We start from the raw sequence: 25,550 nt of genomic DNA on the forward strand, positions 1-25,550 counted from the left end.
GACGTCGCGGACCCGACGTACCTCAGCTTCGAGTACACCCGCCGGATCGCGGCGACCTCCGCGAACGCGGCGGCGAGCAGCTCGGCGGCGCCCGGCTCCAGGGCACCGACCGGGTGCCGGAAGGTCAGGTCGGCGCCGCCGTCGGGCCGCGGGACCGCCTCGACGATGAGGTCGAGGCCATGGCCGCCGGGCTCGTGGTGCCACACCTCGGCGGTCAGGCCGGGCCAGTCGCCGAGGGTCGCGCGGTGCGCGTGCAGGTGCAGGGCGACCTGGAACAGCGGGTGGACGCCGGGCCGGCGGACCGGGTTGACCGCCGCGACCAGGTCCTCGAACGGCACCTCGTGCGCGAACGCCGCCGCCACGGTCCGCCCGACGCGCCGCATCACCTCGCCGAGGTCGTCCGCGCCGGTGAGGTCGGTGCGCAGCGCGACCGGGTTGAGGAAGCACCCGACGACCGGCGCGAGGTCGGTGCGTTCCCGCCCTGATGACACGGTGCCGACCGTGATGTCGTCGTGTCGCGTGTACTGGCGCAGCACGCTCGCGAGCACCGACAGCAGCACGACGAACGGGGTCTGCCGCCCGCCGCCGGCCGTCCGGAGCCGGTCGATCGTGCCGGGGGCGAGGGTGGTGCGGACGCTGACGGTCCGGTCCCCGGGCGGGCCGGCGCGGAACGGCAGGTCCAGGTCGGTGAACGGCTGGACCCGCGGGGTGCGGCGCGGCCGGCCCTCGGCCCAGACTGCGTAGTCGGCGTACTGGACGGCGGGTGCGGCGGCGCCCGTCTGCCCTCGCGCGTCCTCGCCGGCGTGCGCCCGCGCGTAGTGGGCGGCCAGGTCCTGCATGACGATCTCGATGGAGCGCTCGTCGAAGGCGATGTGGTGGCCGGCGAAGAGCAGCACGTGGTCGTCCTCGGCGGCGCGCAGCACGGTCAGCCGGGCGAGCGGGCCGGTGGCCAGGTCGAAGCGCTCGCCGGTCAGCGCCTGCGGGTCGGTGGTGGCGTCGGTGACGTCGAGCGGCACGCCGGCCGACGGCAGGACGCGCTGCCGTGGTTGGCCGTCGACCTCCTCGTACACCGTGCGCATGGCCTCGTGACGGGACACGACCGCGTCGAGGGCGGCGCGCAGGGCGTCGATGCGCAGCGGGCCGCGCAGCCGCAGCCCGAAGGTGGCGTTGGGGACCGGGTTGCCGCTCTGCTCGGCCAGCCAGATCCTCCGCTGGGCGGGCGTGCACGGGAAGGTGCGCCCGTCACGCGGCTGCACTGGAATTCCAACGCCCGCCGGATTCCCACCGGCCGCCGCGTCCCGTGCGGCGAGCAGCTTGACCAGGGCGGCGCGGCGTTGCCGGTCCAGCGTTGATCCGATCACGGACGACTCCCCCGTCGATGTCCGTCCGCCCCCGAACAACTTCGGGAGCGCTCCCACGCCTGCCGCACGGTACTGAGAGGGATCGCCGAGCGTCAAGGTCTTTCGTCACTTTGCCGTCACAGGACCGACGCTCGCCGGAAATCGCACCCCGGTGCCATACTGCGCACCCATGTCCGCCTTCCTGCTCGTCACCCACGGCTCGGCCGGCGACGTCCTGCCCTTCGTGCGGATCGGCGCCGAGCTCCGCGCCCGCGGACACGACGTCACGCTGCTGACCCACGCCCCGTTCGCCACCCTCGGTGAGCGCGGCGACCTCGAGTTCGTGGCGATCGACACCGCCGCGCAGCACGAGCTGACGCAGCGGGACTCCGCGGCCCTGCTGTCCGCGCACCGCCCGGCCGACCTGCGCGACTACTACGAGCGGCACGGCCTCTTCGACCAGCTCCGCTTCGAGGTGTCCGCCCTCGCCGACCGGCACCGCCCCGGCGGGACGGTCCTGGTCGGCCGGCACACCTCGGCCCTGTCGGTCCTCGTCGCCGCGGAGCTGCTCGGCGCGCCCGCCGCCTGGGTCGCGGTCGCCCCGGTGCAGCTGATGGTCGCCCCGATCGCCCGGGCCCACGTCCGGCGCGGCCTCGCCCCCGGCATCGAGGCGGTCCGTGGAAGTTTCAGGCTGCCCCCGGTCACGGACTGGCCGGCGTGGCTGACCTCGGCCCCGCTCACCCTCGGCCTGTGGCCCTCATGGTTCGACCGCGCCGGCGTGCCCGCCCCCGCGACGGTCCGGCTGACCGACTTCGTCACCGGCGACGGCTCCGCCACGGGCGCCGCCGTCGCCGCCGACCCCCGCCCGCTGCTGGTCACCGGGGGCACCGGCGAGCTGCTGCACCCGCGCTTCTACCCCGTCGCCATCGAGGCGGCGGCGGCGCTCGACCGCCCGGTCCTGGCCGTCGCGCCGCGCCGCGACCTGCTCCCGGCGCGCCTGCCGTCCACTGTGGAGTGGCACGCCCGCCTGCCGTTCGCCGAGGTCGTGCCGCGGATGGCGGCGATCCTGCACCACGGCGGCATCGGCACGGCCGTCCGCGCCATGCGGGCCGGCACCCCACAGGTCGTCATGGCCCACGGTGCCGACCGCCCCGACAACGCCGCCCGGCTCGCCGCCCACGGCCTCGCCCGCTGGCACCCCGAGCAGGACTGGGACCCGGCCGTCGTGGCCGCCTCCCTGCACGCCGCCGCGACCGGCCCGCGCCCGCCCGCCGGCGGCACCGACGATTCCAGGGGCCCCCGCCTGGCCGCCGAGGCCCTCACGGCCCTGCTGCCGCTTCCCACAGCAACAGCTGCCGGTGGTGGCTGAACCCGTTGCGCGCGTAGAAGTCGACCGCCCGCCGTCCTGAGTGGACGGTCACGTGCAGCAGCCCCCGCGCCTCGGCCTCGGCCAGGATCGCCGCCATCAGCGCGCCGCCGACACCCCGGTTCCGGTGCTCCTCGCGGACCATCACCGACTGCACGTCCCCGAACCGCCGCTCCGGCGCCCCGCTGCCGGGGACGCGCTCCGCGACGCACAGGAAGGCGCACCCGACCACGGCCCCGTCGATCTCGGCGACGAACGGCAGGTGTGTCTCCGTGTGCGCGGCCACCCACCCGGCGAACTCGTCGAACTGGTCCGGCCCGATTCCCCGCAGCTCCGCGAGCGCCGCCACGTCTGCCGGTCCCGCCATCCGCACGATCACCCGGCGGAGTCTATGCGGGCACCGGCGGCACCGGCAGCAGGGCCGGCGCCGCCGGCGCGACCGTGTCGTCAGCAGGGGGTGAAGAACACCTGCCTGATGCCCGAGGTGACGCCCCAGCTGCCGGACGGCTGGCCGCAGCCGGTCCACGACTGCCCGATGACCTGGGTCTTCGCGGCGTCGGCGTAGTAGGCGAAGACGATGAGGAGGTCACCGCCGGGCGGGGGTGGCGGGATCGCCCCGGCGGGGGTGGCGGCGCCGGCGACCACGGCACCGGTGACCAGCAGCGCGAGCATCGTACGACGGATCATGTCCATCCCTTCGACAATGGTCTATGTCGTGACCATCATCGGCGCTCGCGGCCGGCACCACAATGCGTCAGCGCGGGGTGGCGCCCGCGGCGCCGGTCAGCCGGGCGCAGCCCGTCCGGCTTGTCGATGTCCGCGACCGGTGTCGCCAGCACCTCCTCGAAGCACCGCAGCTGGGCGGCGCGGGCGAAGAAGCTGTACCCGACGCGCTCCTCCCACAGGTTGGTCGTGGGCTCCTGGTACACGGTGAGCAGGAACGCCACGTTGGCGTTGACGAGCGCCACCGCGGTCTTCTGGACGCCCGGGTCCAGCTGGTCGTAGGCGCCTGCGGATCGCTGAAGGTGAAGCCGTCGCTGGCGATGTTGCGGAACATCAGCGCGTGCATCAACGGCACGAGTGACTGCAGGTCGACGGTCCCCGGCGCCAGTGAGTTCTGCACGTGCCACCGGCCCGGCGCGTCGAGCGACCCGGTGCCGGCGACGCCGACGGCTCCGGTCGCCCGCCCCTCCGGTGCACCGCTCCACCTGAAACGTGCTTCCCGTCCCGGTTTCCGGGCTCGGGGGCGACCAACCCATCTTCCCAGTTCAGGGGCGTCTTCTCGGTGATTTGACGACATCCCCGCTCCGCGCCCCGCGGAGCGGGCCGCCTACCGGTCCGCGGTCAGCCGGGTCTCGAAGCCGATCCGGTCGCCGCGGTACAGCGAACGGACCCGCTCGATGGGCGTGCCGGTCGGGTCGCGGCTGACCCGCTGCATGAGCAGCATCGGCAGCGCCGGGTTGGTCTGCAGCAGCAGCGCCTCGCGCGGGCTGGCCAGGGCGGTCTCGATCCGCTCGGTCGCCTCGGCCCAGACGACGCCGAGCTCGTCCTGCATGCAGCGGTACAGCGAGCCGCTGGGATCGAGCACGTCCAGCAGGGTCGGGTAGCGCTCGGCCGGCAGGCAGGTGCTCTCCAGGCCGAGCGGTTCGCCGTCGGCGAGCAGCACCCGCTCCAGATGGATGACCGGCGCGGCCGGCGCGATCTCCAGCGTGGCGGCCAGCTCGTCGTCGGCCGGGACCTCGCCGATCGTGACGACGATGCGGGACGGCGTCCGGCCCATGGCCCGCAGCGCCTCGGTGTAGCTGGCGAGGGACAGCGGATGGATGAGCTTGGGCCCGGCGACGAACGTCCCGCGCCCCTGCCGCGCGCCGAGCCGGCCCTCGATGACCAGCTCCGAGATCGCCTGGCGGACCGTGGACCGGGCGACGCCGAACCGGGCGGCGAGGTCACGCTCCGGCGGGAGCAGCGCCCCGACGCCGAGCTCGGCGATCTCGTCGAGGATCCGCGCCTTGACGGCGTAGTACTTCGGGACCCGGCCGTGCGCGGGGATGCCTGAGTGATGCAGGGAGACCGACACGGGGCAACCTTACGGGGCGCCCGCTTCATAACGGAACCATAACAGGTGCGAACCTTTGTGGCTCGTTCGCTGCGAACTACGGCTCGTTGGCGGCCCGTTCACCTGTGCTCCCTACGTTGACGCCGCTGATGAGGAATCCGAACGAACGACTGAACCCGCAGGTCAAGAAGGGTTGAACATGAAGGTCTCCACCCGGGTCGCCCTCGGCGTCGCCGCCGTGGCGGTGCTGCTCGCCGGCACCACCGCGTGCTCCTCCTCCGACGACACCAGCTCCACCGCCGCCGGCGCGTCGGCCGCGGCCGGCAAGTTCGCCAAGGACTCCGGCACGCTCGTGTTCGGCGTCGTGCCGGACACCGCCGCCACGCAGCAGAACTACAAGCCGCTCGAGGACTACATCGCCAAGATCTCCGGGCTCAAGGTCGAGTACCGGGAGTCGTCGGACTACGCCGCCCTCATCGAGGCCGCGGTCTCCGGCAAGGTCGACATCGCGAGCTTCTCCGGCTTCACGTACGTGACGGCGAAGAACAACGGCGCCAAGATCACGCCGTTCGCCTCCATCATCACCAAGAAGGGCCAGGAGCCCGGCTACTACTCCGAGGCGATCGCCCCCGAGGGCTCCTCCATCAGCAAGATCGAGGACTTCAAGGGCAAGAAGGTCTGCTTCGTCAGCCAGACCTCGACCTCCGGCTACCTGTACCCCAGCTACAACCTGCTCAAGGCCGGCATCGACCCGACCAAGGACGTGACGCCGGTCTTCGCCGGCAAGCACGACGCGTCGGCGCTCAAGGTCTCCCAGGGCTCCGAGTGCGAGGCCGGCTTCGCCGAGGACGTCGCCGTCGAGGCCCAGAAGGGCCTGAAGGTCATCAACAAGACCTTCGTCATCGGCGCGCCGATGACCCTCGCCGACGGGCTGCCGGCCGACCTCAAGACCAAGCTGGTCTCGGGCCTGCAGAACGTCACGATCGAGCAGATCCAGGCCGCCGGTGTCGCCGGCGCGGACAGCGACGCCTTCAAGAAGACCTTCTACGCCCTCGCGCCGGTCGACGACGCGAAGTACGACATCATCCGCGATCTGTGCAAGCAGACCAAGGCCGCGGCCTGCGGCAACTGAGGTAGGGACGATGACTGTCAGCGACGCGCCCGCTGTCGAGGTGCACGGGCTCAGCAAGACCTACGGGCAGGTCACCGCGCTGCGGGACGTGTCGCTGACGGTCACCCGCGGGGAGATCGTCGTCCTGCTCGGGCTCTCGGGCTCGGGCAAGACGACCCTCCTGCGCCACATGAACGGCCTCGAGACGCCGACCGCGGGCGACCTGCGCGTCCTCGGCGAGGACCTCACCCGCCTGCGCGGCCGCGACCTGCGCCGGCTGCGCGGCCGCATCGGCATGGTCTTCCAGCAGTTCCACCTGGTCGGCCGGCTCACGGTGCTGGAGAACGTCCTCACCGGCGCCCTCGCCGGGCTGCGCGGCCCGCGGATCGGCGTCGCGTCCTACCCGCGGGAGCAGCGCCGGCGGGCGCTGACCCAGCTCGACCGGGTCGGCCTGCTCGACAAGGCCTACCAGCGGGCCGACACGCTCTCCGGCGGCCAGCAGCAGCGCGTCGCCATCGCCCGGGCGCTGATGCAGCGGCCCGAGATCCTGCTCGCCGACGAGCCTGTCGCGTCGCTGGACCCCGAGTCCAGCGACCAGGTGATGGCCCTGCTGCGCGACATCGCCGCCGAGGACAAGCTGACCGTGATCTGCAGCCTGCACCAGGTGGAGCTCGCGCTCGCCTGGGGCCAGCGCATCGTCGGCATGCGCAGCGGCAGCGTCGTGCTCGACACGCCCGCCGCCGGTCTCACCCGCGAGACGGCGATGCGCATCTACGGCCGGATGACGGCGTCGCTGGCGGAGGTGCAGTGAGCGCCGCCGACCTGCCCGAGATGCCGGTGCTGGACCTGGACTGGGCCGTGAAGCGCCCCGCACCGGCCCCGTCCACGATCGTCGCGGCCGGCCTGCTCGTCGCGCTGCTGGGGTTCGCGGTCTGGTCGCTGAACGAGATCGGCTTCACGGCCGAGACGTTCACCGAGAGCGCCGACAAGGTCGGGCCGTTCCTCGACCGGATGCTGCCGCTGCGCTTCCCGCCGGTTCAGGAGCTGCTGCGCTCGATCGGCGTCACCCTCGGCGTCGTGCTGTGCGGGACCGCGATCTCCGCGCTGCTGTCGGTGCCGGTCGCGTACATCTCGGCCCGCAACACCAGCCCGCTGCCGTGGCTGGTCCCGATCGGCCGGGCGATCGGCGTCGTGGCCCGCGCCGTGCCGGACGTCGTGCTGGCCATGCTGTTCGTGCTGCTCTTCACGCTCGGCTCGCTGCCCGGCATCCTCGCGATCGCGCTGCACTCGATCGGCATGATCTCGAAGCTCTTCGCCGACGCCATCGAGCAGATCGACGAGGGCCCGCGCCAGGCGATCCGCGCGACCGGCGCCTCCCGGGCCCAGGAGTTCTGGTCCGGCATCTTCCCGCAGGTGCTGCCCTCCTGGATCGCCACGACGCTGCACCGCAGCGACATCAACCTGCGCGGGTCGGTCCTGCTCGGCTACGCCGGCATCATCGGCCTCGGCTACGACCTGCGCCTGTCCCTGGAGTCGCTGAACTACCACAAGGCGATGGCGTTCGCCCTGGTCATCTTCGGCCTGTGCGTGCTGTTCGAGATCGTCTCGACCGTGATCCGGGCCCAGCTGCTCGGCGCGGCGCCGACCGGCCGCAGCCTCGGCTCCCGGCTCGCCCGCCGGCTGCCGGCGCCGGACCTCCCCGTCACCGCCACCATCCCTACGACCCATGACCGGGACGCGGCGGTGGCGGCCGCGATGCGCCGCCCGTGGAACGCGGACCGCGTCAGGTCCACGGCGGCCGTCGCCGCCACGGTGGCCGTCATCGTGGCGGCGGTCGTCGGGTCCGAGGCGAAGTGGCTGGACCTGTTCCGCTTCTGGGGACAGATCCCGTTCCTCATCGACCGGACCTGGCCACCCTCGATCGAGCCGCGCACCTGGGCGGACGTCTTCGACGCGCTGCTGGTGACGCTGGAGATCGCGGCGGCGGCCACGCTGCTGAGCGTCGTGTTGTCGCTGCTCGTCGGCCCCCTCGCGGCCCGCAACGCCGCCCCGAACGGCCCGACGCGGGCGGCCGCCCGGCTGCTGCTGCTGGTGATCCGCTCGGTCCCGGAGCTCATCCTGGCCATCGTGCTGATCATCGTCACCGGGCTCGGCCCGCAGGCCGGCACCCTCGCCCTCGGCTTCGTCGGCGTCGGCCTGCTCGGCAAGCTCATCGCGGACTCCCTCGAAGAGGCGGCGCCGGGCCCGCAGGTCGCCGTCCGCTCCGTCGGCGCGAGCCGCACCCAGGTGTTCTTCTCCTCCACCGCGCGGCTGAGCGTGCCCGCGTTCGTCGGCCACACGCTCTACCTGCTCGACTCCAACATCCGCTCGGCGACCGTGCTCGGCATCGTCGCGGCCGGCGGCATCGGCTACTACCTCGTCGACGCCACCCGGGTGTCCCGCTACGACCAGGTCACCGCGTTCGTCATCATCCTGGTAGCCGTCGTGCTGGTGGTCGAGGCCGTCTCCGCCGTCATCCGCCGGGCGCTGCGGTGAGCGCCGCCCCCGCCTTCGACCTCGCCGTCGTCGGCGCCGGGATCGTCGGGCTCGGCCACGCCGCCGCGGCGCACGCGCGCGGGCTGCGGGTCGTCGTCGTCGAACGGTCCACCGCGATCCACGGCGCCAGCGTGCGCAACTTCGGGCACGTCTGCATCACCGCGCAGAGCGGGCAGGCGCGCGAATACGCCGAGCGGGCCCGCGAGCTCTGGCTGCGCTACGCGCGGCGGGCCGGCTTCTGGGCGCGCGAGTCCGGCACCGTGATCGTCGCCCGGGCCGCCGACGAGCTGGCCGTCCTCGAGCAGTGGCGCGAGGACGAACCGGCCATGACCCTGCTGCGCCCGGACGAGGTCACCGACCGGGCGCCGGTGACGGGCGCGGTCGGCGGCGCCTGGCTGCCCCGGGACCTGCAGGTCGACCCGCGGCAGGCCGCCCCGGCGCTCGCCCGGCACCTGGCCGGGGCCGGCGTCGAGTTCCGCTGGCGCACCTCGGCCCTCGGCGTCGACGGCGGCGTGCTGCACACGTCCCGCGGCCCGATCCGCGCCGGCGCGGTCGTCGTCGCCGTCGGGCACGACGTCGACCAGCTGTTCCCGCACGTCGCGGAGGCCGCCGGCGTCGTACGCTGCGGCCTGGACATGCTCCTGGTCGACGCCGGGGTCCTGCCGTCGCCGCTGAGCGCCCCGGTCCTCACCGGATGGTCGCTGCTGCGCTACTCGGCCACCAACGCGACCCCTGCCGCCGCGGCCCTGCGCGAACGGCTCTCGGCCGAGCACCCGGACCTGTACGCGCTGGACCTCAACCAGATGTACACACAGCGCCCCGACGGCACCCTCATCGTCGGCGACACCCACTACCGGGACACCGCGGTCGCGCCGTTCCAGGCGGAGTCGTCCTTCGCCGCGCTCGCCGGCGTCACCCGCGACCTGTTCGGCCTGCCCGGACTGCCGGTCCGCGAACGGTGGCAGGGCGTCTACGCGTCGGCGCCGGAGGAGTTCCTCGTCGCGGCGCCCGCGGACGGGCTGCGGGTCGTGTCGGTCACCACCGGCATCGGCATGACCACCGGCCTCGGCCTGGGCGACGCGACCGTCGCCGACCTGTTCGGAACCACCTCATAGATGGGAAACGAGAACATGCGATTCGAGACCGTGGTGCTGGACCTCGCCGGGACGACCGTCGTGGACGACGGCCTGGTCGAGCTGGGCTTCGAGCGGGCCTTCGACCGGGTGCTGCCCGGCGACCCGGGCCGCGCGGCCGCCGTCGAGCACGTGCGGGCGACGATGGGGCAGTCCAAGATCGAGGTCTTCCGCGCCCTCGCCGACGAGGCCACGGCGCAGCGCCTCAACCAGGCCTTCGAGCAGGCCTACGGCGAGCTGGTCGAAGAGGGCCGGTGCGCCCCCATTCCCGGCGCCGAGAAGGCGGTCCGCGAGCTGCGCGAGCGCGGCCTGGCCGTGGTCTTCACCACCGGCTTCGGCCGCGCCACGGCGGACGCCGTCGTCGGCACCCTCGGCTGGCGGGACCTGGCCGACGCCGTGCTCACCCCCGCCGACGCGGGCCGCGGCCGCCCGGCCCCGGACCTCAACCTGACCGCGCTGCTGCGGACCGGCGCCGGGTCCGTCGACGCCCTCGTCGTGGTCGGTGACACCGAGTCGGACGCCGCCTCCGGCGTCGCCGCCGGGGCCGGCCTGGTCGTCGGCGTGCTCACCGGCGGCCGCGCCGAGCCGGCGCTGCGGGCCGCCGGCGCGCAGCACGTGCTCGGCAGCGTCGTCGAGCTCCCCGCCCTCATCGACGCCGTCATCGACGGCCGGCGCTGACGTGGGCGGCGACGCGGGCGCTGACGTGGGCGGCGACGCGGGCGCTGACGTGGGCGGCGACGCGGGCGCTGACGTGGGCGGCGACGCGGGCGCTGACGTGGGCGGGGACGCGGTGCGGTTCGCCCGCTGGGACGGCGCCGGATCGCCCTTCCGCGTCGTCAGCACCGCGCTGCCGGCGCGGCTGGACGCCGGCGAGGTGCTGGTCGAGGTCGAGCTGGCCACGATCTGCGGCAGCGACCTGCACACCGTCGCCGGCCACCGCCCCACCCCGACGCCGACCGTCCTCGGCCACGAGCAGGTCGGCCGGGTCGTCGCCGCGGCCCCCGGCGCCCAGGTCCGCCCGGGCGACCGGGTGGTCTGGTCGGTGACCGTCTCCTGCGGCGCGTGCCCCCGCTGTACGGGCGGCCTGGAGCACAAGTGCGTGCGGCTGCGCAAGTTCGGCCACGAGCCCGTCGCCGCCGGCTGGACCCTCAGCGGCGGCTTCGCCACCCACGCGGTCCTGCCGGCCGGGACCACGATCGTGCCGGTCCCGGAGGACCTGCCCGACGTCGTGGCCGCGCCGGCGTCCTGCGCGACCGCGACGGTGGCCGCGATGCTGGACGCCGCACCGCCGCTGCCCGGCCGCCGCGTGCTCGTCACCGGCGCCGGCCTGCTGGGCGTCACGGCCGCCGCGATGTGCGCCACGGCGGGCGCCGAGGTCACGGTCAGCGACCCGGATCCGGCCCGGCGCCGGCTCGCCACCCGCTTCGGGGCCGACCGCGTGGCCGCCCCCGGCGAGCCGCTGACCGGCTTCGACGTCGCCCTGGAGCTGTCCGGCTCGGCCACCGCGGTCGAGGGCTGCCTGGCCGCCCTGGACGTCGGCGGCCACGCGGTCCTCGCCGGCTCGGTCTCCCCCGGCCCGCCGGTCACGATCGCGCCGGAGCGCTTCGTGCGCAACCTGCTGACCGTGACGGGCGTGCACAACTACCGCCCCGGCCACCTGCGCCGGGCCGTCGCGTTCCTCACCGGGCACGCCGGCCGCTTCCCGTTCGCCGAGCTGGTCGGCGAACGCTTCGGCCTGGCCGACCTCGACCGCGCCTTCGCGGCGGCCGGCCGGTCACCGGCGCTGCGCCAGGCCGTCGACCCCCGTCGCTGACCACCCGCGCCACCGGACCGGCCTTTCGCCGGACGGGTCGCCACGCCCGCCACGGCAGGCGCTCGCCGGACGCCCGCCGGCCTGCTGCCGGACCGGTCGCGTCGCGATCGCGCCGGGACGCGGCCGGCCCGATGGGTGCCGCGTCAGGCGGCGCGGTCGACCGGGAACACCAGGTGGGTGACCCGGTCGCCCTGGATGCAGACGGTCGGGTCGCCGAGCAGGGCGTCCCCGGCGGCGAGGTCGCCGAAGAACGGCCGGCCCTTGCCCATCACCACGGGCACCAGGTCGACCGCGACCTCGTCGAGCAGGCCGAGCTCCAGGCACTGCCCGGCGATCGTGCCGGCGGTGACCGCCACGATCCGGTCGCCGGCGATCTCCTGGGCCTTCGCGACCGCCGCCGCGACGCCGTCGGTGACGAAGTGGAACGGGGCACCAGGATGCGCCGCCACCCATTCGGCGGGCACCTGATGGGTGACCACCACGACCGGCATGCCCATCGTGTGCTGCCCGCCCCACCCGTCGGTGAAGTCGAAGAGCGTCCGCCCGCAGACCAGCGCACCGATCCGTGAGACCCACTGCGTCCAGTAGTCGGCGCTCGGCCGGCTCACGTGGAACGTGAAGTGCCCGGCCACGGTGGGCAGCTCCACGTCCCCGTTCTGAAACCAGTCGAAGAGACGGCCGATCGTGTTGTCGTCCTTCGCGATGTACCCGTCCAGCGACATCGACGCCGATGCGACGACCTTGCCCATGCATCCTCCTTCGTCCCGGACGCCACCCGAGGACCCAGCATGCACGACGGCCGGCCCGCACCGGCGGCGATCAGCAGGACGATCAGCAGGACAGGGTGCCGCTGCGCAGGGCGTGGCCGTTGTCGTTGCTGTCGTCGGCCCACAGGACCTGCTTCGTGCCGGCCGAGCAGGCGGGGCTGAAGGCGAGGCCCTCGTTGTTGTAGTTCGACATGCCCGAGGGGCGGTTGTAGGTGGCGGTCGGGGTGAAGGTGCCCTGCGCGTTGATGGTCAGGGTGGTGGAGCGGCCGGAGCAGGTGTCGTCGCAGGCGGCCCACAGGCGGCCGGTCGACGGCTCGTACTCGCTCTTGGAGTTGTCCCGCTCGGTCACCACCATGATCCCGTCGGGGGTGACGACGACACCCTCGGCGTCCGGGTCGCCGCTGCCGTTGGCGTAGCGCAGCGTGTACGTGGCGGCCTTCTGCCACGTCGTGCCGTTCGGCGTCAGCCGGTACAGCGTGCCGGCGCCGTTGCGGACCGCCCAGACGACGGACGCGGACTCGTACGACAGGCCGCTGAGGTTCTCCCCGAAGGCGTTGCTCGCGTCGGCGTTGGCGACCGCCGACCCGCCGGGCCAGGCCGCCGGGGGCGGCGGCGGGCACGCGTTCGCGGTACCCTTCGTGGCGGCGCTCGTGGTGACGAAGCTGCCCGTGCCGTTCGGGCAGCGGCCGTACGTGCTGCTCGCGTGGCTCGACCAGGTGTAGGAGTCGGCGAGGGTGCCGCCGGACTCGTACAGGCGGACGCTGTCGGCGCTGCCGAGGCCGAACGCGCTCTCGACGTCGACGGCGAGGTACGCGCCGGGGGCCAGGCTCACGCCGCCGCCGATGACGTACTGGTGGGCGTCGTCGTTGTCCTTGACGACCCATCCGGCGAGGCTGACCGCGGTGGTGCCGGTGTTGGTCAGCTCGACCCAGTCGCCCGGGCTGCCGCCGCTGGACTCGACCTCGTTGATCCGCACGCCGGTCGCCGCCGCGTGCGCCGCGGGGGCGGGCAGCAGCGGGACGGTCAGCGCGGCGACGATGACAGCTGCGAGGGACTGGCGAACACGCACGAAGGACGCTTCAGACATGGACGGGTGTCGAAGTCCGCAGCCTTCCTGACGGCGACGTCGGCCCGTTGAACACGTTGCGAACAGCGCCCGTCACGCCGACAGCTTCTTCGCCGGACTGCCGCCGCGGGTCCCCCAGGGGTGACGGAGGAGATCAGCCGGCCGGGAGCTCCACCGTCAGGTGCGTGCCGCTGCCGGCGGGGCTGTCGAGGTGCAGCAGGCCGCCGAGCGCCGCGACCCGGGCGGCGACCATGACGATCCCGCCGCCGATGACCGGTTGTGCGCCGCCGACGCCGTCGTCCGCCACCGCCACCTGCACCGTCCGGCCGTGCCGCCGGACCGTGACGACCGCCCGCCGGGCCTGCGCGTGCCCGGCGACGTTGGCGAGGGCCTCGCAGATCACCGCGTACGCCGTCGTGGCCACCGCGGGCGCCGGCGCGACGTCCACGGTCACGACGACGCGGAACGGCATGGCCGCGGCGAGCCCGCGCACCGACGCCCCGAGGTCGGGCCCGGCCATGCCGTCGGCGAGCACCAGGTCGCACAGCCCCCGCAGCGCGTGCCGCAGCTCGGTCCCGGCCCGCGCCCGCGCTTCGGGGTCGGTCGCCGCGCGGGCGGCCGCGGCCAGGTCCCGCACCCGGCGGTGAGCGGCGTCGTCCCGCCCGCCACCGGTGCCGTCCGGAGAACGGCCGGTGCGGTCGGGGTCGGCGCCGCCGCCGGAGGTCTCGCCGCGTCCGGCGGCCGCGGACCGCTCGCGCCGCCGGCGCGGTCCGGGCGCGCTGAGCCACAGGCCGAACATTCCCACGCCGTCTCACCCCTCCGCCGGGCGGACAACACCCGTACAGACAAGGGGCGTATCGCCGGCCTGCCGCGTTACCGGCACGGGCGGCCCGGGAGACCCGGGCCGCCCGCGGCGCCGCTCAGCTCAGGCGGCCGGCAGCGTCGTCGTCCACAGCACCGCGCCGTCGAGGTCGCGGAGGCGGACGGTCAGCGCCCGGGTGTGCGGGTCGATGTCGACCTGCCCGAAGTGCTGGAACCCCTCCATCGGCGAGGCGTTCGCGCGCGGCGGGGCGTGCACGAACGCGGCCTGCGGCCCGAACGTCGCGTCGAGGGCGTTCGGCCCGAACGCACCCGCGTTCGCCGGCCCGGACACGAACTCCCAGAACGGCGTGAAGTCCTGGATCGCCGCCCGGGCGGGGTCGTAGTGGTGGGCGGCGGTGTAGTGCACGTCCGCGGTGAGGAAGACGATGCCCCGTACACCGTGACGGTGCGCGGCCTGTAGCACCGACGCGAACTCGAGCTCCCGCCCCAGCGGCGCGCCCGGGTCGCCCTGCGCGACACCCTCCTGCGCCGCGGCGCCGTCGGGGACGACCAGGCCCAGCGGCAGGTCGATCGCGATGACCTTCCACGTCGCCCGCGAGCTGAGCAGCTCCCGGGTCAGCCAGGCCCGCTGCTGCGCGCCGAGCAGGCCGCGGGACCGGTCGGCGTAGGTGTTGCCGTCGTTGGCGTCCTTGAAGGTGCGCATGTCGAGCTTGAACAGGTCCAGCAGCGGGCCGTAGGACACCTTGCGGTACACGGGCCCGGGGCTGATCGGCTGCCACTCGTAGAACGCCTGCCGGGCGCGGGCGGCGAGCACGTCGACGCGCTTCTCGGTGTACCGCGCGTCGTCGAGGATCTGGCCGGGGAACCAGTTGTTGCGGACCTCGTGGTCGTCCCACTGGTTGAGCTGCGGCACCTCCGCGGTGAAGGCGCGCAGGTTGGCGTCGAGGAGGTTGTACGCGTACTGGCCGCGGTACTCCCGCAGCGTCTCGGCGACCTTGCTCTTCGCCTCGGTCGTCACGTTGCGCCACACCCGCCCGTCGGGCAGCGCGACGGTCTCCGGCACCGGCCCGTCGGCGTAGACGGTGTCGCCGCTGCACAGGAAGAAGTCGGGGCGCACGTCCCGCATCGCGCGGAAGATGCGCATGCCGCCGACGTCGGGGTTGATGCCGTAGCCCTGGCCGGCGATGTCACCGGTCCACACGAACCGAACGCCCTCGTGCCGGGCCGGGATGCGCAGCGAGCCGCTGACCGGCTCGCTCACCCGGCCGTGCCCGGCGTCGGCGCGGACGCGGTAGTAGGTGCGGCGCCCCGGCACCAGGCCGTGGATCCGCAGGCTGCCGGTGAAGTCGCTGCCGGCCGCGAGCACGGGGCCGCGCAGCGTCCGCGCGTGCCGGAAGTCGGGGCGGTCGCTGAGCTCCACGAGCATCCGCCCGGCCCGGTCGGCCCGGGTCCAGATGTTCGCCGCCGCGCCGAACGCGTCGCCGCTCTGCACGCCGTGGGTCAGCACCGGCCGCCCGTCGGGCACGAACGCGACGGACGGCGTGGCCGGCAGCGCCGACGCCGTGACGGCACCGGCCGCGACTGCCGCCGAGGTGCCCAGCACCCGCCGGCGGTTCCAGGTTCCAGAAGTCATGCCCTTGGTCTACGCGAGCGGGCCGATCGACCGATGCCATCGACGTGAACGGCTCCGGACCACTTCCCAGCCGCTGCGTTACCGGCGCCGCGGGCGGCCTGCCGCCGAACGGCGCTCGTCAGCGACCCGTGAGGAGCGCCGCGAGGTCGGTCGGGTGGGTCATCGGGGCGTCGTGGTCGCTGTCGATGAGGTGGTACGGGGTGCCGGCGGCGTCGAGGCGGGCGCGGGTGACGGCGGCCGGGTAGCCGGGTGGGGTCGCGGTGCAGAAGATGTGCGTGCGCGGTACCGACGCCGACGCCGCCGTGGGAGCGGGCATGGGGTCCAGGGAGGGGGCGAGCGGGGTCGGGCAGAGGCGGGCGTTCATCCAGGCGGCGGTCTCCTCGTCGAGGCCGGCGCCGGCCTGGAGGGGCTTCGGTTGCAGCCACAGGTCGCGGGGCAGGTCGGGCACGGGCCCGAGGAGGGCGGCGGCGCGCTCGCCCGGCAGGGGCTCGGGCGCGTCGACGAAGACCAGCCGGGCCAGGCGGTCGGCGCACCTGGGCGCCGCGGCGGCGATCGCGATGCCGCCCTGGCTGTGGCCGGCGAGGACGACGTCGTGCAGGTCCTCCTCGGTCAGGAGGTTGGCGACGTCGAGGGCCCAGGTGTCCAGGGAGGGCGGCTCGGCGGTGAGGTGGCGGCGGTCGCCCATGCCGGTCAGCGACGGCGTGTGCACCTCGTGACCGGCGGCCGTCAGCAGGCGGCGGACCCGCGACCACGACCACGCGCCCCGGAAGGCGCCATGGACCAGGACGAACACGGTCACGGCCGGTCCTCCAGCACGACCTCGCCGGTCATGCGGGGATAGGTGTCGTACGGGCGGAGGTGCTCGTACATGGCCTCGGTGTGCTCGACGTAGCCGGGTGTGCGGGTCGCCTCGGCGTAGGACTCCGCCGTGTCGAAGAGGCGGATGTGGGTGAAGTGCGTCGGGTCGTCGGCGTCGCGGACCAGCCAGCGGCCCCGGAAGCCGGGGTGGGCGGCGAAGTAGTCGGCGAACCGCGCGGACAGCGCGACGTACGCGTCGGCGTGGCCCTCCGCGTCACGGGTCCAGGCCTGGCTGACGACGACGTGCATGGGGCTCCCTTCGTTCCGCTGTGAGAACCGATGTTTCCATCTGGACGCGGCGGGCGGAAGCCCCCGGGCTACTCGATGACGTCGGACGGCGGGCGGCGGTTCGTGAAGCACGTCGACGGTGCGTAGCCGAAGCGGAGCACCAGCTGCGGGTCGTGGGACCGGCGCAGGGCGAGCCGCACCTGCTCGCGCACGGCCGGCACCTCGATCGGCTGGGAGAACAGCGCGGCGGTCAGGCCGAGGTCGGCGGCGAGCAGCAGCAGCCGCTGCAGCACGATGCCGGCCCGCAGCTCGTCGGCGGGCCGGTCGCCGGGCACGCCGAGCACGGCGACGACCGGGCCGCGGCCGGGGTCGCGGGTGTCCTCGTGGCCGGGGCCGCCGAAGTCCCGGCGGGTCAGCAGCTCCCCCGGGTGTGGCGTGGCGCCGGCCGCCTGCGGCCCCACACCCTCCACGTCCTGGTCGGCGCCGGAGCTCCAGGCGCGCAGTTCGGCCAGGTACCGGGGGTCCGCGCGCAGCTCCGTGTCGGCCTCATGGGTGAGCGCCGCCAGGGCGTGCAGGGCCGGTCCGTCCTCGACCAGGTCCAGCCAGCCGCCGTCCTGCTCGACCTGCCGCACGAGCTGCGTGGCGATGCCGGCGTCGACGGCGGTGTCGGCGAACGGGGACCGGTTGGTGTGCCGGCGCCAGATCTGCCAGTGCAGGCGGCGCTCCAGCGGCGTCGGCGGCCGCGGTACGGCCGGCGTCAGGTGCACCACACCCGCATGGGTCGCGACGTCCGCGGGCGCCTCGGCGACCGCGAGCGACAGGGCGAGGTTGGCCGCCGCGGCGCCGCACGACACGCGCGCGGCCCGGCCGTCCGGATCCGTGGCCGGCAGCGCCCTCGCCGGGTCGACGCGCACCTCGATGCCGCCCTCCGTGCGGCGGAAGCGCCACGGCTGGCTGTTGTGGATCGACGGCGCCCGCACGGCGTCGCCGACCGCGGAGACGAACGTGTCCTGGTCCCACATGGATGCCCCCGGCGGGTGTGCGCGGTATCTGCCGGATACGACGCTTCCCCGGGACGCCGGGCGACCGCCAGAGGCGAAGGTCCCGTCCACCCGCTCCGCGAGGTCTGGCGGGTGTCAGGCGGGCTTCGGCTGCCCGTGCAGGATCGTCAGGAGCATCGGCTCGGTGTTCAGCGTGACCTGCAGCGTGTGCAGCGGCGTCGTGCCGGGCCACACGATCTTCGCCCGGCCGACCACGACCTGCGGCAGCGACAGGTGACTGGGCTTCGGCAGCAGGCTCTTCACGTTGCCGGCGAGGATGTTGACCAGCTCGCCGAGCGCGTCGGCGCAGTCGTCGGCGTTGGCGCTCGCGGGGTCGACGTCGAGCATCGCGCCGGCGACCACCCCCGCCACCGGCAGCCCGCAGCGCAGCACGGCCAGGCCGTTCCACGCGCCGGCGAGGCCGATGCTGGCCGTCACGTCCGCGGTGTCCGCCGGCGGCTCCGGGGCGGGCGTCACCTCCGGCGCGCAGTTCAGGTACGCCGTCCACACCTGCCAGACGATGCCCCGCACGTCGTCCTCGGACAGCGACGGCTCCGGGTCCACGAGACCACCCCCGGTGGTCCCATCGGCAGGCCTGCGCCCGGCTTGAGGTCCCCCGAACACGGGACTTCCGGCCCGTTCGCACCGGCGCCGCGGCGACAACACTGAAGTCGTCAAGGAAACCGACTGGAGGCCCGAAATGAGCGCCGCATCCGTCCACCACACCCCCGTCAGCCACCTCGAGCGGGTCGAAGCCCCCGGCAGCATGCTCACCAAGACCGCCGCGAAGGCGCTCGCGGTGCTGCGGATCGGCACCGGGTTCGTGTTCCTCTGGGCGTTCCTCGACAAGACGTTCGGCCTCGGCTACGCGACCCCGTCGGCGAAGGCCTGGATCAACGGCGGCTCGCCCACGAAGGGCTTCCTGAGCTCCGTCGACGTCGGCCCGCTGCAGTCGGCGTTCCACGCCATGGCCGGCACCTGGTGGGCGAACTGGCTGTTCATGCTCGGCATGCTCGGCGTTGGCCTGGCCCTCATCGCCGGGATCGGCCTGCGGGTCGCCGCCGCGGCGGGCGCGCTCATCATGTCGATGATGTGGCTGGCGGAGTTCCCGATCGCGCAGCACACCGCGGCCGGCGCCGCGAGCGGCTCGACCAACCCGTTCGCCGACTACCACCTGGTCTACGCGGTGGTGCTGGTCGTCCTCGCCGCCGCGTACGCCGGCCACACCTGGGGCCTCGGCCGCCTCTGGGCCAAGCTCCCCTTCGTCCAGCGCAACCGCTGGCTCATCTGACCACCCTTCGGCGAACGGCCCGGGACCACGCGTCCCGGGCCGTTCGTGTGCCCCGGACATGCCGCCCGGGCTGCACCCGTTCAGGCCCGGCGGATCGGCATGTGCGTCGGCGCCGGTGGCCCGCCGAGGAACGCCGCGACCAGGCCGGTGCACAGCTGCGGCCGCTCGATCAGCAGCGTGTGCGAGGCATGTGGCACCACGGCGAGCTCGGCGCCGGGCAGCCCGCGGTAGAGCTCCAGCGTGTGCTCCAGGGAGACGGCGTCGTCGTCGCCGACGAGCACCAGCGTGCGGCAGCCGACCGCACCCAGGTCGGCCGCGGTCAGCGCCAGGTCTCCCGCCTCGGCCGACTCGGCGATCCGCGCGATGACGGACGCCAGCCGCCCCGGCCCGTCCGGCGACACGCCGGCGTGCTGGTCGTAGATGATCTGCGGGATGTCCGCCGGCGAGGCGGGCGGCAGCACCCAGCCGTCCTGGTGGAACGCGGTGCTGATCAGCACCAGCCGGGACACCAGGTCCGGGCGGGCCAGCGCCGTCAGCAGCGCCACCACCCCGCCCGCGCTGTACCCGACCAGGGCGGCCGCCCCACCCACCACGGTCTCCAGGAACGCGATCATGTCCGCGGCCATCACCTGCGGGCTGAGCGAGCCACCCGGGTCCGCGGTGTGCCCGTGGCCGCGCCGCTCCGGAAGGTAGAGCCGGAACGATCCCGCCAGCGCGTCCAGGTTGCCGGCGAAGCAGCGCGAGTCGACGATCGCGCCGTGCAGCAGCACCACCGGCTCGCCCGAGCCGCGCTCGTCGTGCCACATGCGCATGCCGTCGCCGTCGGCGTATCGCCGCACCAGTCGCTGCACCAGGACCTCCCCCGCCCGTCCGCCCGCGACCGATCATGCCGCACCCCGGCCGATCCCGCGGCCCCGTGCCCCCACCGCCGGAAGGGGTCAGGTGGGGCGGGCGCCGAGCTGCTCGACCTTGTCCGTCGGGCCGGAGACGATCAGGATGTCGCCGCGCTGGATGACGGTGTCGGGCAGGGCGGTCTCGGCCTCCTCGCCGGCGCGTTTGACGGCGACGACGGTGATGCCGTGCCGGGTGCGCAGGGCGAGCTGGGTCAGGGTCTGGCCGATCATGTCGTCGGGCGGGCTGACCTTGGCGATGGCGTACCCGTCGTCGAACTCGATGAAGTCCAGCAGCTTGCCGGTGACGAGGTGCGCGACGCGCACGCCCATGTCGGCCTCGGGGAACACGACGTGCCGGGCGCCGACGCGCTCCAGGATGCGGCCGTGCTTGGCGGAGATGGCCTTGGCCCAGATCTCCTCGATGCCGAGCTCGGTGAGGGCCAGGACGGTCAGGACGCTCGCCTCGATGTCGGTGCCGATCCCGACGACGGCGCGGCTGAACTCGGGGACGCCGATCTGCCGCAGGGCCTCCTCGTCGGTGGAGTCGGCCTGCACGACGTGGGTGAGGACGTTGGCCAGCTTCTGCACGATCTCGGCGTTCTCGTCGATGCCGAGGACCTCGTGGCCGAGCTCGGTGAGCGACTTGGCGACCTGCCCGCCGAAGCGGCCGAGGCCGATGACCACCACGCCGCCCGACGCGTCGCCCTTGCCCATGGAGCCTCCCCGGAAACGTCACCCGATGATCGGCCGCTCCTCGGGCAGGCGGTAGCGCAGCTTCCGGTGCCGCAGGGCGATCGCGGACGCCACCGTGATCGTACCGACCCTGCCGATGAACATCAGCGCGACGAGCGTCAGCTGGCCGGCCGGCGGCAGGGACGCGGTGATGCCGGTGGACAGCCCGGCGGTGGAGAACGCGGCGGTCGCCTCGAACAGGACCCGGTCGAACGGCAGCGCGGTGAGCAGCAGCAGGACCAGCGTCCCCAGCGCGACGGTGCCGACGCCGAGCAGGGCGACGGTGACCGCCTGCCGGACCGTCTGCGCCGGGACGCGGCGGGCGCCGACGTTGACGTCGTCCTCGCCCCGGACCTCGGCCCAGATGACGAACGCGAGCAGGAAGAACGTGGTGACCTTGATGCCGCCGGACGTGCCGGCGCTGCCACCGCCGATGAACATGAGGACGTTGGTGAGAGCGAGGGTCTCCGGGCGCGCCGCCGCGTAGTCGATGCTGTTGAACCCGGCGGTGCGGGGGCTGACGCCGGAGAACGTGCCGCCGACGAGGGTCTGCCACCAGTTGAGCGGGCCGAGGGTCGCGGGGTTGGACCACTCGAAGGCGGTGACCGCGGCGGCGCCGACGAGCAGCAGGATCGCCGAGCCCCAGACGGTGAGGCGGGTGTGGATCGACCAGTACCGCGGCTTGCGCCACTCCCGGTAGAGCTCCAGCATCACGGGGAACCCGAGGCCGCCGAGGATGACGGCGACGGCGACGGTGCCGCAGATCCACGGGTCGCCGACGAAGCCCATGAAGCTGTCGGAGTACAGGGTGGTCCCGGCGTTGTTGAAGGCGCTGACCGCGTGGAAGACGCCGTGCCAGAGCGCGGTGCCGAACGAGTCGTCGTAGGTGGTGCGGAAGCGGACGGTCAGCACGGCGGCGACCACCAGCTCGAACCCGACCATCATGGCGAGGACCCGCAGCAGCAGCGCCCGCACCTCGCCGAGGTTGAGCGAGCGGGTCTCGGCCTGGGCGACGAGCCGGGTGCGCAGCGCGAGCCGGCGCGAGACCATCAGCCCGAGCACGGTCGCGAAGGTCATGATGCCGAAGCCGCCGACCTGGATGAGGCCGAGGATGATGCCCTGGCCGGCCGGTGACCAGTAGGTCGCCGGGTCGACGGTGCTCATGCCGGTGATGAACACCGACGACGCGGCGGTGAACAGCGCCACCAGGAACGGCGCGGGCTCCCCGGCGGCGCGGGCCGCGGGGAGCATGAGCAGGCCGGTGCCGACGGCGAGCGCGGCCAGGAACGCCGTCGGCAGCAGGCGGGTCGGGTGCCGCAGGGCACGGAGCATGGGGAAGATCCTATGGCCGCGGGGACGGTCACACGCTGCTCGCCGCCAGCTCCCGGGCGTCGCTGGGCTGCGCCGGCACGTCGTGGGAGACCTCCGGCAGCCAGCCGAGCCAGCGGGGCAGCCACCAGTTGCGCTCGCCGAGCAGGGCCATCGTGGCCGGCAGGAGCACCGCGCGGACGATCGTCGCGTCGAGCAGGACCGCCGCGGCGAGCCCGACGCCGAGCTCCTTGGTGGAGACCAGGGGCAGCGTGGCGAACAGCGCGAACACCGCCACCATGACCGCGGCGGCGCTGGTGATGACGCCGGCGGTCGCGGTGATGCCCTCGGTGACCGCCTGCCGGGTCGGCAGCCCCCGGTCGTGGCCCTCGCGGATGCGGCTGACGACGAAGACGTGGTAGTCCATCGACAGGCCGAACAGGATGACGAAGAGGAACAGCGGCATCCAGTTCGTGATGCCGTCGGCGGCCCGGAAGTCCAGCAGCGACTCGAAGTGGCCGTACTGGAAGACGAACACCAGCATCCCGTAGGCCGCGGCGACCGACAGCAGGTTGAGCACCACGCCGGTGACCGCGACGACGACCGACCGGAACGACACCAGCAGCAGCAGGAACGCCAGCCCCAGCACGAACCCGAAGACCAGCGGCATGGAGCCGGCGAGCTGGTCGTTGAAGTCCTTCGAGCCGGCGGTGCCGCCCGTGACGCCGACCCACGCGCCCGGCTGCTTCGCGAGCGTCGCGGGGATGACCGTCCCGCGCAGGGCCGCCAGGGCCTCCTCGGAGGCGCGGTCGCTGCCGGTACCGGAGAGGCCGACGCTGATGACGGCCACATCGCCGGCGGGGTTGACGGCCACCGTGACCGGCTCGTGCAGCTTGCCCGTGGCGAGCGCCTGCCGCTTGAACTCCGCCACCGCCGCGTCCCACCCGGCGCCGGTGACGGCGGGTGCCTTGACGACGACCTCGGCGGGCCCGGTGCCGCCGGGGAACGCCGCCTGGATCGCCAGGAACGCCTGGGTGATCGGCGCGCTCGGGGACAGGTCCTCGACGCCCTCACCCTTGGTGCGCAGGTCCAGCGCGGGCGCGGCGAGCACGCCGAGCGCGGCGACGGCGACGACGGTGGAGACCAGCGGGCGCTTCAGCACCAGCCGCAGCACCGCACCCCAGACGCGGCCTCCGCCGCCGCGCCGGCGGTACAGGCCGGGGATCTTCCCGAGGTCGACCCGGTCGCCGAGCGCGGACAGCAGCGCCGGCAGGACGGTCAGCGAGCCGAGGACGGCCGTGGCGACGACGAGGATGGTGCCGACGGCGAAGCTGACGAACGTCGTGTCGCGGGTCAGGAACATGCCGGCCATGGCGACGATGACGGTCAGGCCGGAGACCCAGATCGACCGGCCGGACGTCTGCGCGGCGATGACCAGGGCCCGGTGCGGGTCGACGCCGTTGCGCCGTTCGTCGCGCTCCCGGCGGATGTAGAACAGGCAGTAGTCGACGCCGACGGCGAGCCCGACCAGCAGCATGACGTGCATCGTGGTGTCGACGGCCGGCGCGAGGTGGCTGGCGAACGCGAGGAGCCCGACCGCCCCGACGACCGCGGTGACGGCCAGCCCGACGGGCAGCAGCGCCGCGACGATCGCGCCGAACGCGACCAGCAGGATGCCGAGGGTGACCGGGATCGACAGCATCGACAGCCGGTTCAGGCCCTCGTCGAGCTCGTCGCCGATGAGCTTGTCGCCGCTGGCGTCGCCGGCCTCGGCGATGTAGAGCTGGGGGTGCGCGCGCTGCACGCCGGCGACGGCGTCGAGGACCGGCTGGATGCGGTCCTTGGCGGTCTCCGGGTCGCCGCGCACGGTGAACGTGAGCAGCACCGACCTGCCGTCCTCGGAGGTGACCGGCGCCGCGACGGGCTCGGTGGCGCCGGTGCCGTTCACGGCGGCGGTGACCTCCGCGACGGCCGCCTCGAGGTCCGGGTCGTCCACTGTGGACTTGCTGGTGACGATCACCATCTCGCCGGCGCCCTGCTCGGGGAAGCCGGCCTGGGCGACGATCCGGTCGGCGCGGCCCGACTCGCCGTTGCCGAAGTCGCCGCTGGCCGCCTCGACCATCCCGGCCTGCCCGCTGAGCACGGTGACCCCGACGACGAAGACGAGCCATCCGATGATGGCGAGCGCGCGATGGCGGGCGCTCCACACCGCGACCCGCGCCGCGATGCCCTTCACGTTGTCCCTGGATTCCATGCTTGGAACGCTATTGAGGCGGCCACCCCGGATCGATCCGGCGGACCGGCGGACCCGGGGTGGGGCGGGCGGGCGGCGGCCCGGTAGGGACAGCCCTACCGTCCACGGCCGCCACCCTCCGGGTCACCCGGTCCGCTCGACGATGCCGGCGACGCCGGAGCCGGTCCACACGGCGCCGGAGCCCCAGAACGACGCGGTGCCTGGAATGTTGGCGAGGGCGTCGAGGCTCGGGTCGGCCCGGTCGACCTTCGGCCCGTACGTGACGCTCCACCGGCCGCCGGCGTAGCGCAGCAGCAGCGTGCCCGGGTACTCGACGTACGGCGGGATCGGGTTCGTGCCGCTGATCCAGAGGTTGCCGTTCGCGTCGCCGGCGACCGCGTGGACCCAGCCGGCGGCGGCCGGCCCGGCGACCCGCTGCCACGTCACGCCGTCCCAGTGCAGGATCACCGGTTTGGGCGCCGAGTCGTAGTCCTGCGTGCCGACCGCCCAGGCGTCGGTGGCGGAGCGGGCCCACACGCCGGTCAGCTGGGTGGCGGCGACCGTGGGCAGCGTCGCCACCCGCCACGTGCCGCCGATCCGCTGCGCGATCATCGCCTCCGGGTACGGGGCGCCGGCGAGGTACCGCTCACCGGCGGCGAACACGCTGCCGTCGCCGGTGCTCGACACCGCCCGCAGCACGCCGTCGAGCTGCTCCGCCCCCGCGACCGGCACCCGGTCGAACCGCTGGGTGCCGCCCTCCATGACCAGCGGCGCGGAGCCGTCGTGGCCGACCAGCACCGCCCGGCCGCCGCCGGTGGCCGCCACGTCCAGCAGCCCGGCGTAGCCCTCCGGGGTGCCCAGCGGCGCATGCGCCGTCCAGGTCAGGCCGTTGAAGTGCCCGGCGTAGGGGCGGCCGGACTCCCCGAGGCCGACGGTCCAGACGTCCGCGGCGCTCGCCGCGCTGACCCTGGAGAGCGCCAGGGCCTTGTGCGGCAGCCGGCGCTCCGTCCACGCCGTGCCGTTCCACCGCAGCAGCGCGTAGGGCTCGTCGATGGACCATCCCGTGTACGTCGACGCCTGGTACCCGACCGACCAGGCGTTGTCCGGGCCGGTGGCGGCCACGTCGGTCAGCCTGCTGTCCCGGATGAGCGCCGGCACCGTCGCCGTCCACACCGGCGTGGCGGCAGCGGCGGCCGGCTTCTTGGCGGCCGCGGCCGGCGCCGCCGGCAGCAGTAGCGCGCCCACGGCGAGCGTCGCCGCGGTCAGTCTCATGCGCATGAAGGTCCTCCCCGTCGTCGGATGACCTTCAGCCTCACCGCCGTCGA

General features: G+C 74.1%; 26 protein-coding genes. 8 read left to right on the top strand and 18 right to left on the bottom strand.

Features of this window, described 5'->3' with window-relative positions; genetic code table 11:
- On the bottom strand, window positions 1-1,361 hold a 1,361-nt coding region (locus tag AB0J72_RS46425), incomplete at its 3' end, for a condensation domain-containing protein (protein ID WP_363412009.1).
- 169 nt (window positions 1,362-1,530) lie between these two features.
- Here AB0J72_RS46425 and AB0J72_RS46430 point away from each other — a divergent pair.
- Entirely contained in the window at window positions 1,531-2,709 is a 1,179-nt protein-coding gene (locus AB0J72_RS46430) for a nucleotide disphospho-sugar-binding domain-containing protein (RefSeq protein ID WP_363412011.1), read from the top strand.
- On the opposite strand, the gene AB0J72_RS46435 is transcribed toward AB0J72_RS46430, so the two are convergent.
- The 4 genes from AB0J72_RS46435 to AB0J72_RS46450 all read right to left on the bottom strand — a co-directional run bounded on the left by AB0J72_RS46435 (window position 2,660) and on the right by AB0J72_RS46450 (window position 4,756).
- On the bottom strand, window positions 2,660-3,085 hold the full coding sequence (locus tag AB0J72_RS46435) for a GNAT family N-acetyltransferase (RefSeq protein WP_363412013.1): 426 nt from the start codon (window positions 3,083-3,085) through the stop codon (window positions 2,660-2,662). The genes AB0J72_RS46430 and AB0J72_RS46435 overlap by 50 nt on opposite strands.
- Before the next feature lie 68 nt (window positions 3,086-3,153).
- A complete protein-coding gene (locus AB0J72_RS46440; protein ID WP_363412015.1) occupies window positions 3,154-3,393 on the bottom strand; it encodes a DUF6289 family protein in 240 nt (79 codons plus the stop codon).
- A gap of 35 nt (window positions 3,394-3,428) precedes the next feature.
- Window positions 3,429-3,674 (bottom strand): hypothetical protein, encoded by a 246-nt coding sequence (locus tag AB0J72_RS46445; RefSeq protein WP_363412017.1) that lies wholly within the window; start codon window positions 3,672-3,674, stop codon window positions 3,429-3,431.
- 362 nt (window positions 3,675-4,036) lie between these two features.
- Window positions 4,037-4,756, bottom strand: coding sequence for a GntR family transcriptional regulator (locus tag AB0J72_RS46450; RefSeq protein WP_363412176.1), 720 nt, complete (start codon window positions 4,754-4,756; stop codon window positions 4,037-4,039).
- 205 nt (window positions 4,757-4,961) lie between these two features.
- Between AB0J72_RS46450 and phnD the strand changes: the two genes are divergently transcribed.
- Genes phnD through AB0J72_RS46480 form a run of 6 tightly spaced genes read left to right on the top strand, consistent with a single transcriptional unit; the run spans window position 4,962 to window position 11,354 of the window.
- Window positions 4,962-5,894, top strand: a complete 933-nt coding sequence (gene phnD / locus AB0J72_RS46455; protein WP_363412019.1) for a phosphate/phosphite/phosphonate ABC transporter substrate-binding protein — start codon at window positions 4,962-4,964, stop codon at window positions 5,892-5,894.
- Between the two features lie 10 nt (window positions 5,895-5,904).
- Window positions 5,905-6,684, top strand: a complete 780-nt coding sequence (phnC, locus tag AB0J72_RS46460) for a phosphonate ABC transporter ATP-binding protein (protein ID WP_363412021.1) — start codon at window positions 5,905-5,907, stop codon at window positions 6,682-6,684.
- Window positions 6,681-8,408, top strand: coding sequence for a phosphonate ABC transporter, permease protein PhnE (gene phnE / locus AB0J72_RS46465; RefSeq protein WP_363412023.1), 1,728 nt, complete (start codon window positions 6,681-6,683; stop codon window positions 8,406-8,408). The genes phnC and phnE overlap by 4 nt, the downstream gene beginning before the upstream one ends.
- The gene (locus tag AB0J72_RS46470) at window positions 8,405-9,523 is read left to right on the top strand and encodes a TIGR03364 family FAD-dependent oxidoreductase (RefSeq protein WP_363412025.1); all 1,119 of its coding nucleotides are present in this window, start codon (window positions 8,405-8,407) and stop codon (window positions 9,521-9,523) included. Before phnE ends, AB0J72_RS46470 begins: the two co-directional genes overlap by 4 nt.
- 15 nt (window positions 9,524-9,538) lie before the next feature.
- Complete coding sequence (locus tag AB0J72_RS46475) at window positions 9,539-10,219, top strand: HAD-IA family hydrolase (RefSeq protein ID WP_360568553.1); 681 nt, start codon at window positions 9,539-9,541, stop codon at window positions 10,217-10,219.
- Window position 10,220: 1 nt separating this feature from the next.
- Window positions 10,221-11,354 (top strand): zinc-binding dehydrogenase, encoded by a 1,134-nt coding sequence (locus tag AB0J72_RS46480; RefSeq protein WP_363412028.1) that lies wholly within the window; start codon window positions 10,221-10,223, stop codon window positions 11,352-11,354.
- A gap of 143 nt (window positions 11,355-11,497) precedes the next feature.
- Here AB0J72_RS46480 and AB0J72_RS46485 read toward each other — a convergent pair whose 3' ends face one another.
- The 8 genes from AB0J72_RS46485 to AB0J72_RS46520 all read right to left on the bottom strand — a co-directional run bounded on the left by AB0J72_RS46485 (window position 11,498) and on the right by AB0J72_RS46520 (window position 18,332).
- Window positions 11,498-12,103, bottom strand: coding sequence for a dihydrofolate reductase family protein (locus AB0J72_RS46485; RefSeq protein WP_363412030.1), 606 nt, complete (start codon window positions 12,101-12,103; stop codon window positions 11,498-11,500).
- An 82-nt stretch (window positions 12,104-12,185) separates the two neighbouring features.
- The gene (locus AB0J72_RS46490; protein WP_363412032.1) at window positions 12,186-13,208 is read right to left on the bottom strand and encodes a lamin tail domain-containing protein; all 1,023 of its coding nucleotides are present in this window, start codon (window positions 13,206-13,208) and stop codon (window positions 12,186-12,188) included.
- Window positions 13,209-13,341: 133 nt separating this feature from the next.
- Window positions 13,342-13,992: a hypothetical protein gene (locus AB0J72_RS46495; RefSeq protein ID WP_363412034.1), complete on the bottom strand. Its 651-nt coding sequence runs from the start codon at window positions 13,990-13,992 to the stop codon at window positions 13,342-13,344.
- 120 nt (window positions 13,993-14,112) lie between these two features.
- A complete protein-coding gene (locus tag AB0J72_RS46500) occupies window positions 14,113-15,642 on the bottom strand; it encodes an alkaline phosphatase D family protein (RefSeq protein ID WP_363412036.1) in 1,530 nt (509 codons plus the stop codon).
- A gap of 118 nt (window positions 15,643-15,760) precedes the next feature.
- Window positions 15,761-16,441, bottom strand: a complete 681-nt coding sequence (locus AB0J72_RS46505) for an alpha/beta fold hydrolase (protein ID WP_363412038.1) — start codon at window positions 16,439-16,441, stop codon at window positions 15,761-15,763.
- Window positions 16,438-16,749 carry an antibiotic biosynthesis monooxygenase gene (locus tag AB0J72_RS46510; protein ID WP_354899953.1) on the bottom strand — a complete coding sequence of 104 codons (312 nt, stop codon included), beginning with the start codon at window positions 16,747-16,749 and terminating at the stop codon, window positions 16,438-16,440. Before AB0J72_RS46510 ends, AB0J72_RS46505 begins: the two co-directional genes overlap by 4 nt.
- Before the next feature lie 68 nt (window positions 16,750-16,817).
- Entirely contained in the window at window positions 16,818-17,750 is a 933-nt protein-coding gene (locus tag AB0J72_RS46515; RefSeq protein WP_363412041.1) for a nitroreductase, read from the bottom strand.
- 114 nt (window positions 17,751-17,864) lie between these two features.
- Window positions 17,865-18,332: a chemotaxis protein CheX gene (locus AB0J72_RS46520; protein WP_354899959.1), complete on the bottom strand. Its 468-nt coding sequence runs from the start codon at window positions 18,330-18,332 to the stop codon at window positions 17,865-17,867.
- A 136-nt stretch (window positions 18,333-18,468) separates the two neighbouring features.
- Here AB0J72_RS46520 and AB0J72_RS46525 point away from each other — a divergent pair, with 136 nt between their 5' ends.
- Window positions 18,469-19,059 carry a hypothetical protein gene (locus tag AB0J72_RS46525; protein ID WP_363412042.1) on the top strand — a complete coding sequence of 197 codons (591 nt, stop codon included), beginning with the start codon at window positions 18,469-18,471 and terminating at the stop codon, window positions 19,057-19,059.
- An 80-nt stretch (window positions 19,060-19,139) separates the two neighbouring features.
- Here the strand turns inward: AB0J72_RS46525 and AB0J72_RS46530 are convergent, their stop codons facing one another.
- From AB0J72_RS46530 to AB0J72_RS46550, 5 genes are all read right to left on the bottom strand, one after another.
- On the bottom strand, window positions 19,140-19,910 hold the full coding sequence (locus AB0J72_RS46530; protein WP_363412044.1) for an alpha/beta hydrolase: 771 nt from the start codon (window positions 19,908-19,910) through the stop codon (window positions 19,140-19,142).
- An 87-nt stretch (window positions 19,911-19,997) separates the two neighbouring features.
- Entirely contained in the window at window positions 19,998-20,666 is a 669-nt protein-coding gene (locus tag AB0J72_RS46535) for a TrkA family potassium uptake protein (protein ID WP_363412046.1), read from the bottom strand.
- Window positions 20,667-20,684: 18 nt separating this feature from the next.
- Window positions 20,685-22,016: a potassium transporter TrkG gene (locus tag AB0J72_RS46540; RefSeq protein ID WP_363412048.1), complete on the bottom strand. Its 1,332-nt coding sequence runs from the start codon at window positions 22,014-22,016 to the stop codon at window positions 20,685-20,687.
- Window positions 22,017-22,044: 28 nt separating this feature from the next.
- Window positions 22,045-24,246, bottom strand: a complete 2,202-nt coding sequence (locus tag AB0J72_RS46545; RefSeq protein WP_363412050.1) for an MMPL family transporter — start codon at window positions 24,244-24,246, stop codon at window positions 22,045-22,047.
- 123 nt (window positions 24,247-24,369) lie between these two features.
- Window positions 24,370-25,497 (bottom strand): hypothetical protein, encoded by a 1,128-nt coding sequence (locus AB0J72_RS46550; RefSeq protein WP_363412052.1) that lies wholly within the window; start codon window positions 25,495-25,497, stop codon window positions 24,370-24,372.
- Window positions 25,498-25,550: the final 53 nt, after the last annotated feature.

It is taken from the genome of Dactylosporangium sp. NPDC049742 (genome assembly GCF_040674675.1).
In the GTDB taxonomy this organism is placed as follows: Bacteria; Actinomycetota; Actinomycetes; order Mycobacteriales; family Micromonosporaceae; genus Dactylosporangium; species Dactylosporangium maewongense.

Bases quoted from the DNA above. Each gene is read 5' to 3' on its own strand.
- AB0J72_RS46430 (WP_363412011.1), top strand. From the start codon at position 1,531: ATGTCCGCCTTCCTGCTCGTCACCCACGGCTCGGCCGGCGACGTCCTG.
- AB0J72_RS46440 (WP_363412015.1), bottom strand. From the start codon at position 3,393: ATGATCCGTCGTACGATGCTCGCGCTGCTGGTCACCGGTGCCGTGGTC.
- phnD (WP_363412019.1), top strand. From the start codon at position 4,962: ATGAAGGTCTCCACCCGGGTCGCCCTCGGCGTCGCCGCCGTGGCGGTG.
- phnC (WP_363412021.1), top strand. From the start codon at position 5,905: ATGACTGTCAGCGACGCGCCCGCTGTCGAGGTGCACGGGCTCAGCAAG.
- AB0J72_RS46475 (WP_360568553.1), top strand. From the start codon at position 9,539: ATGCGATTCGAGACCGTGGTGCTGGACCTCGCCGGGACGACCGTCGTG.
- AB0J72_RS46485 (WP_363412030.1), bottom strand. From the start codon at position 12,103: ATGGGCAAGGTCGTCGCATCGGCGTCGATGTCGCTGGACGGGTACATC.
- AB0J72_RS46490 (WP_363412032.1), bottom strand. From the start codon at position 13,208: ATGTCTGAAGCGTCCTTCGTGCGTGTTCGCCAGTCCCTCGCAGCTGTC.
- AB0J72_RS46500 (WP_363412036.1), bottom strand. From the start codon at position 15,642: ATGACTTCTGGAACCTGGAACCGCCGGCGGGTGCTGGGCACCTCGGCG.
- AB0J72_RS46510 (WP_354899953.1), bottom strand. From the start codon at position 16,749: ATGCACGTCGTCGTCAGCCAGGCCTGGACCCGTGACGCGGAGGGCCAC.
- AB0J72_RS46515 (WP_363412041.1), bottom strand. From the start codon at position 17,750: ATGTGGGACCAGGACACGTTCGTCTCCGCGGTCGGCGACGCCGTGCGG.
- AB0J72_RS46525 (WP_363412042.1), top strand. From the start codon at position 18,469: ATGAGCGCCGCATCCGTCCACCACACCCCCGTCAGCCACCTCGAGCGG.
- AB0J72_RS46535 (WP_363412046.1), bottom strand. From the start codon at position 20,666: ATGGGCAAGGGCGACGCGTCGGGCGGCGTGGTGGTCATCGGCCTCGGC.
- AB0J72_RS46540 (WP_363412048.1), bottom strand. From the start codon at position 22,016: ATGCTCCGTGCCCTGCGGCACCCGACCCGCCTGCTGCCGACGGCGTTC.
- AB0J72_RS46545 (WP_363412050.1), bottom strand. From the start codon at position 24,246: ATGGAATCCAGGGACAACGTGAAGGGCATCGCGGCGCGGGTCGCGGTG.
- AB0J72_RS46550 (WP_363412052.1), bottom strand. From the start codon at position 25,497: ATGAGACTGACCGCGGCGACGCTCGCCGTGGGCGCGCTACTGCTGCCG.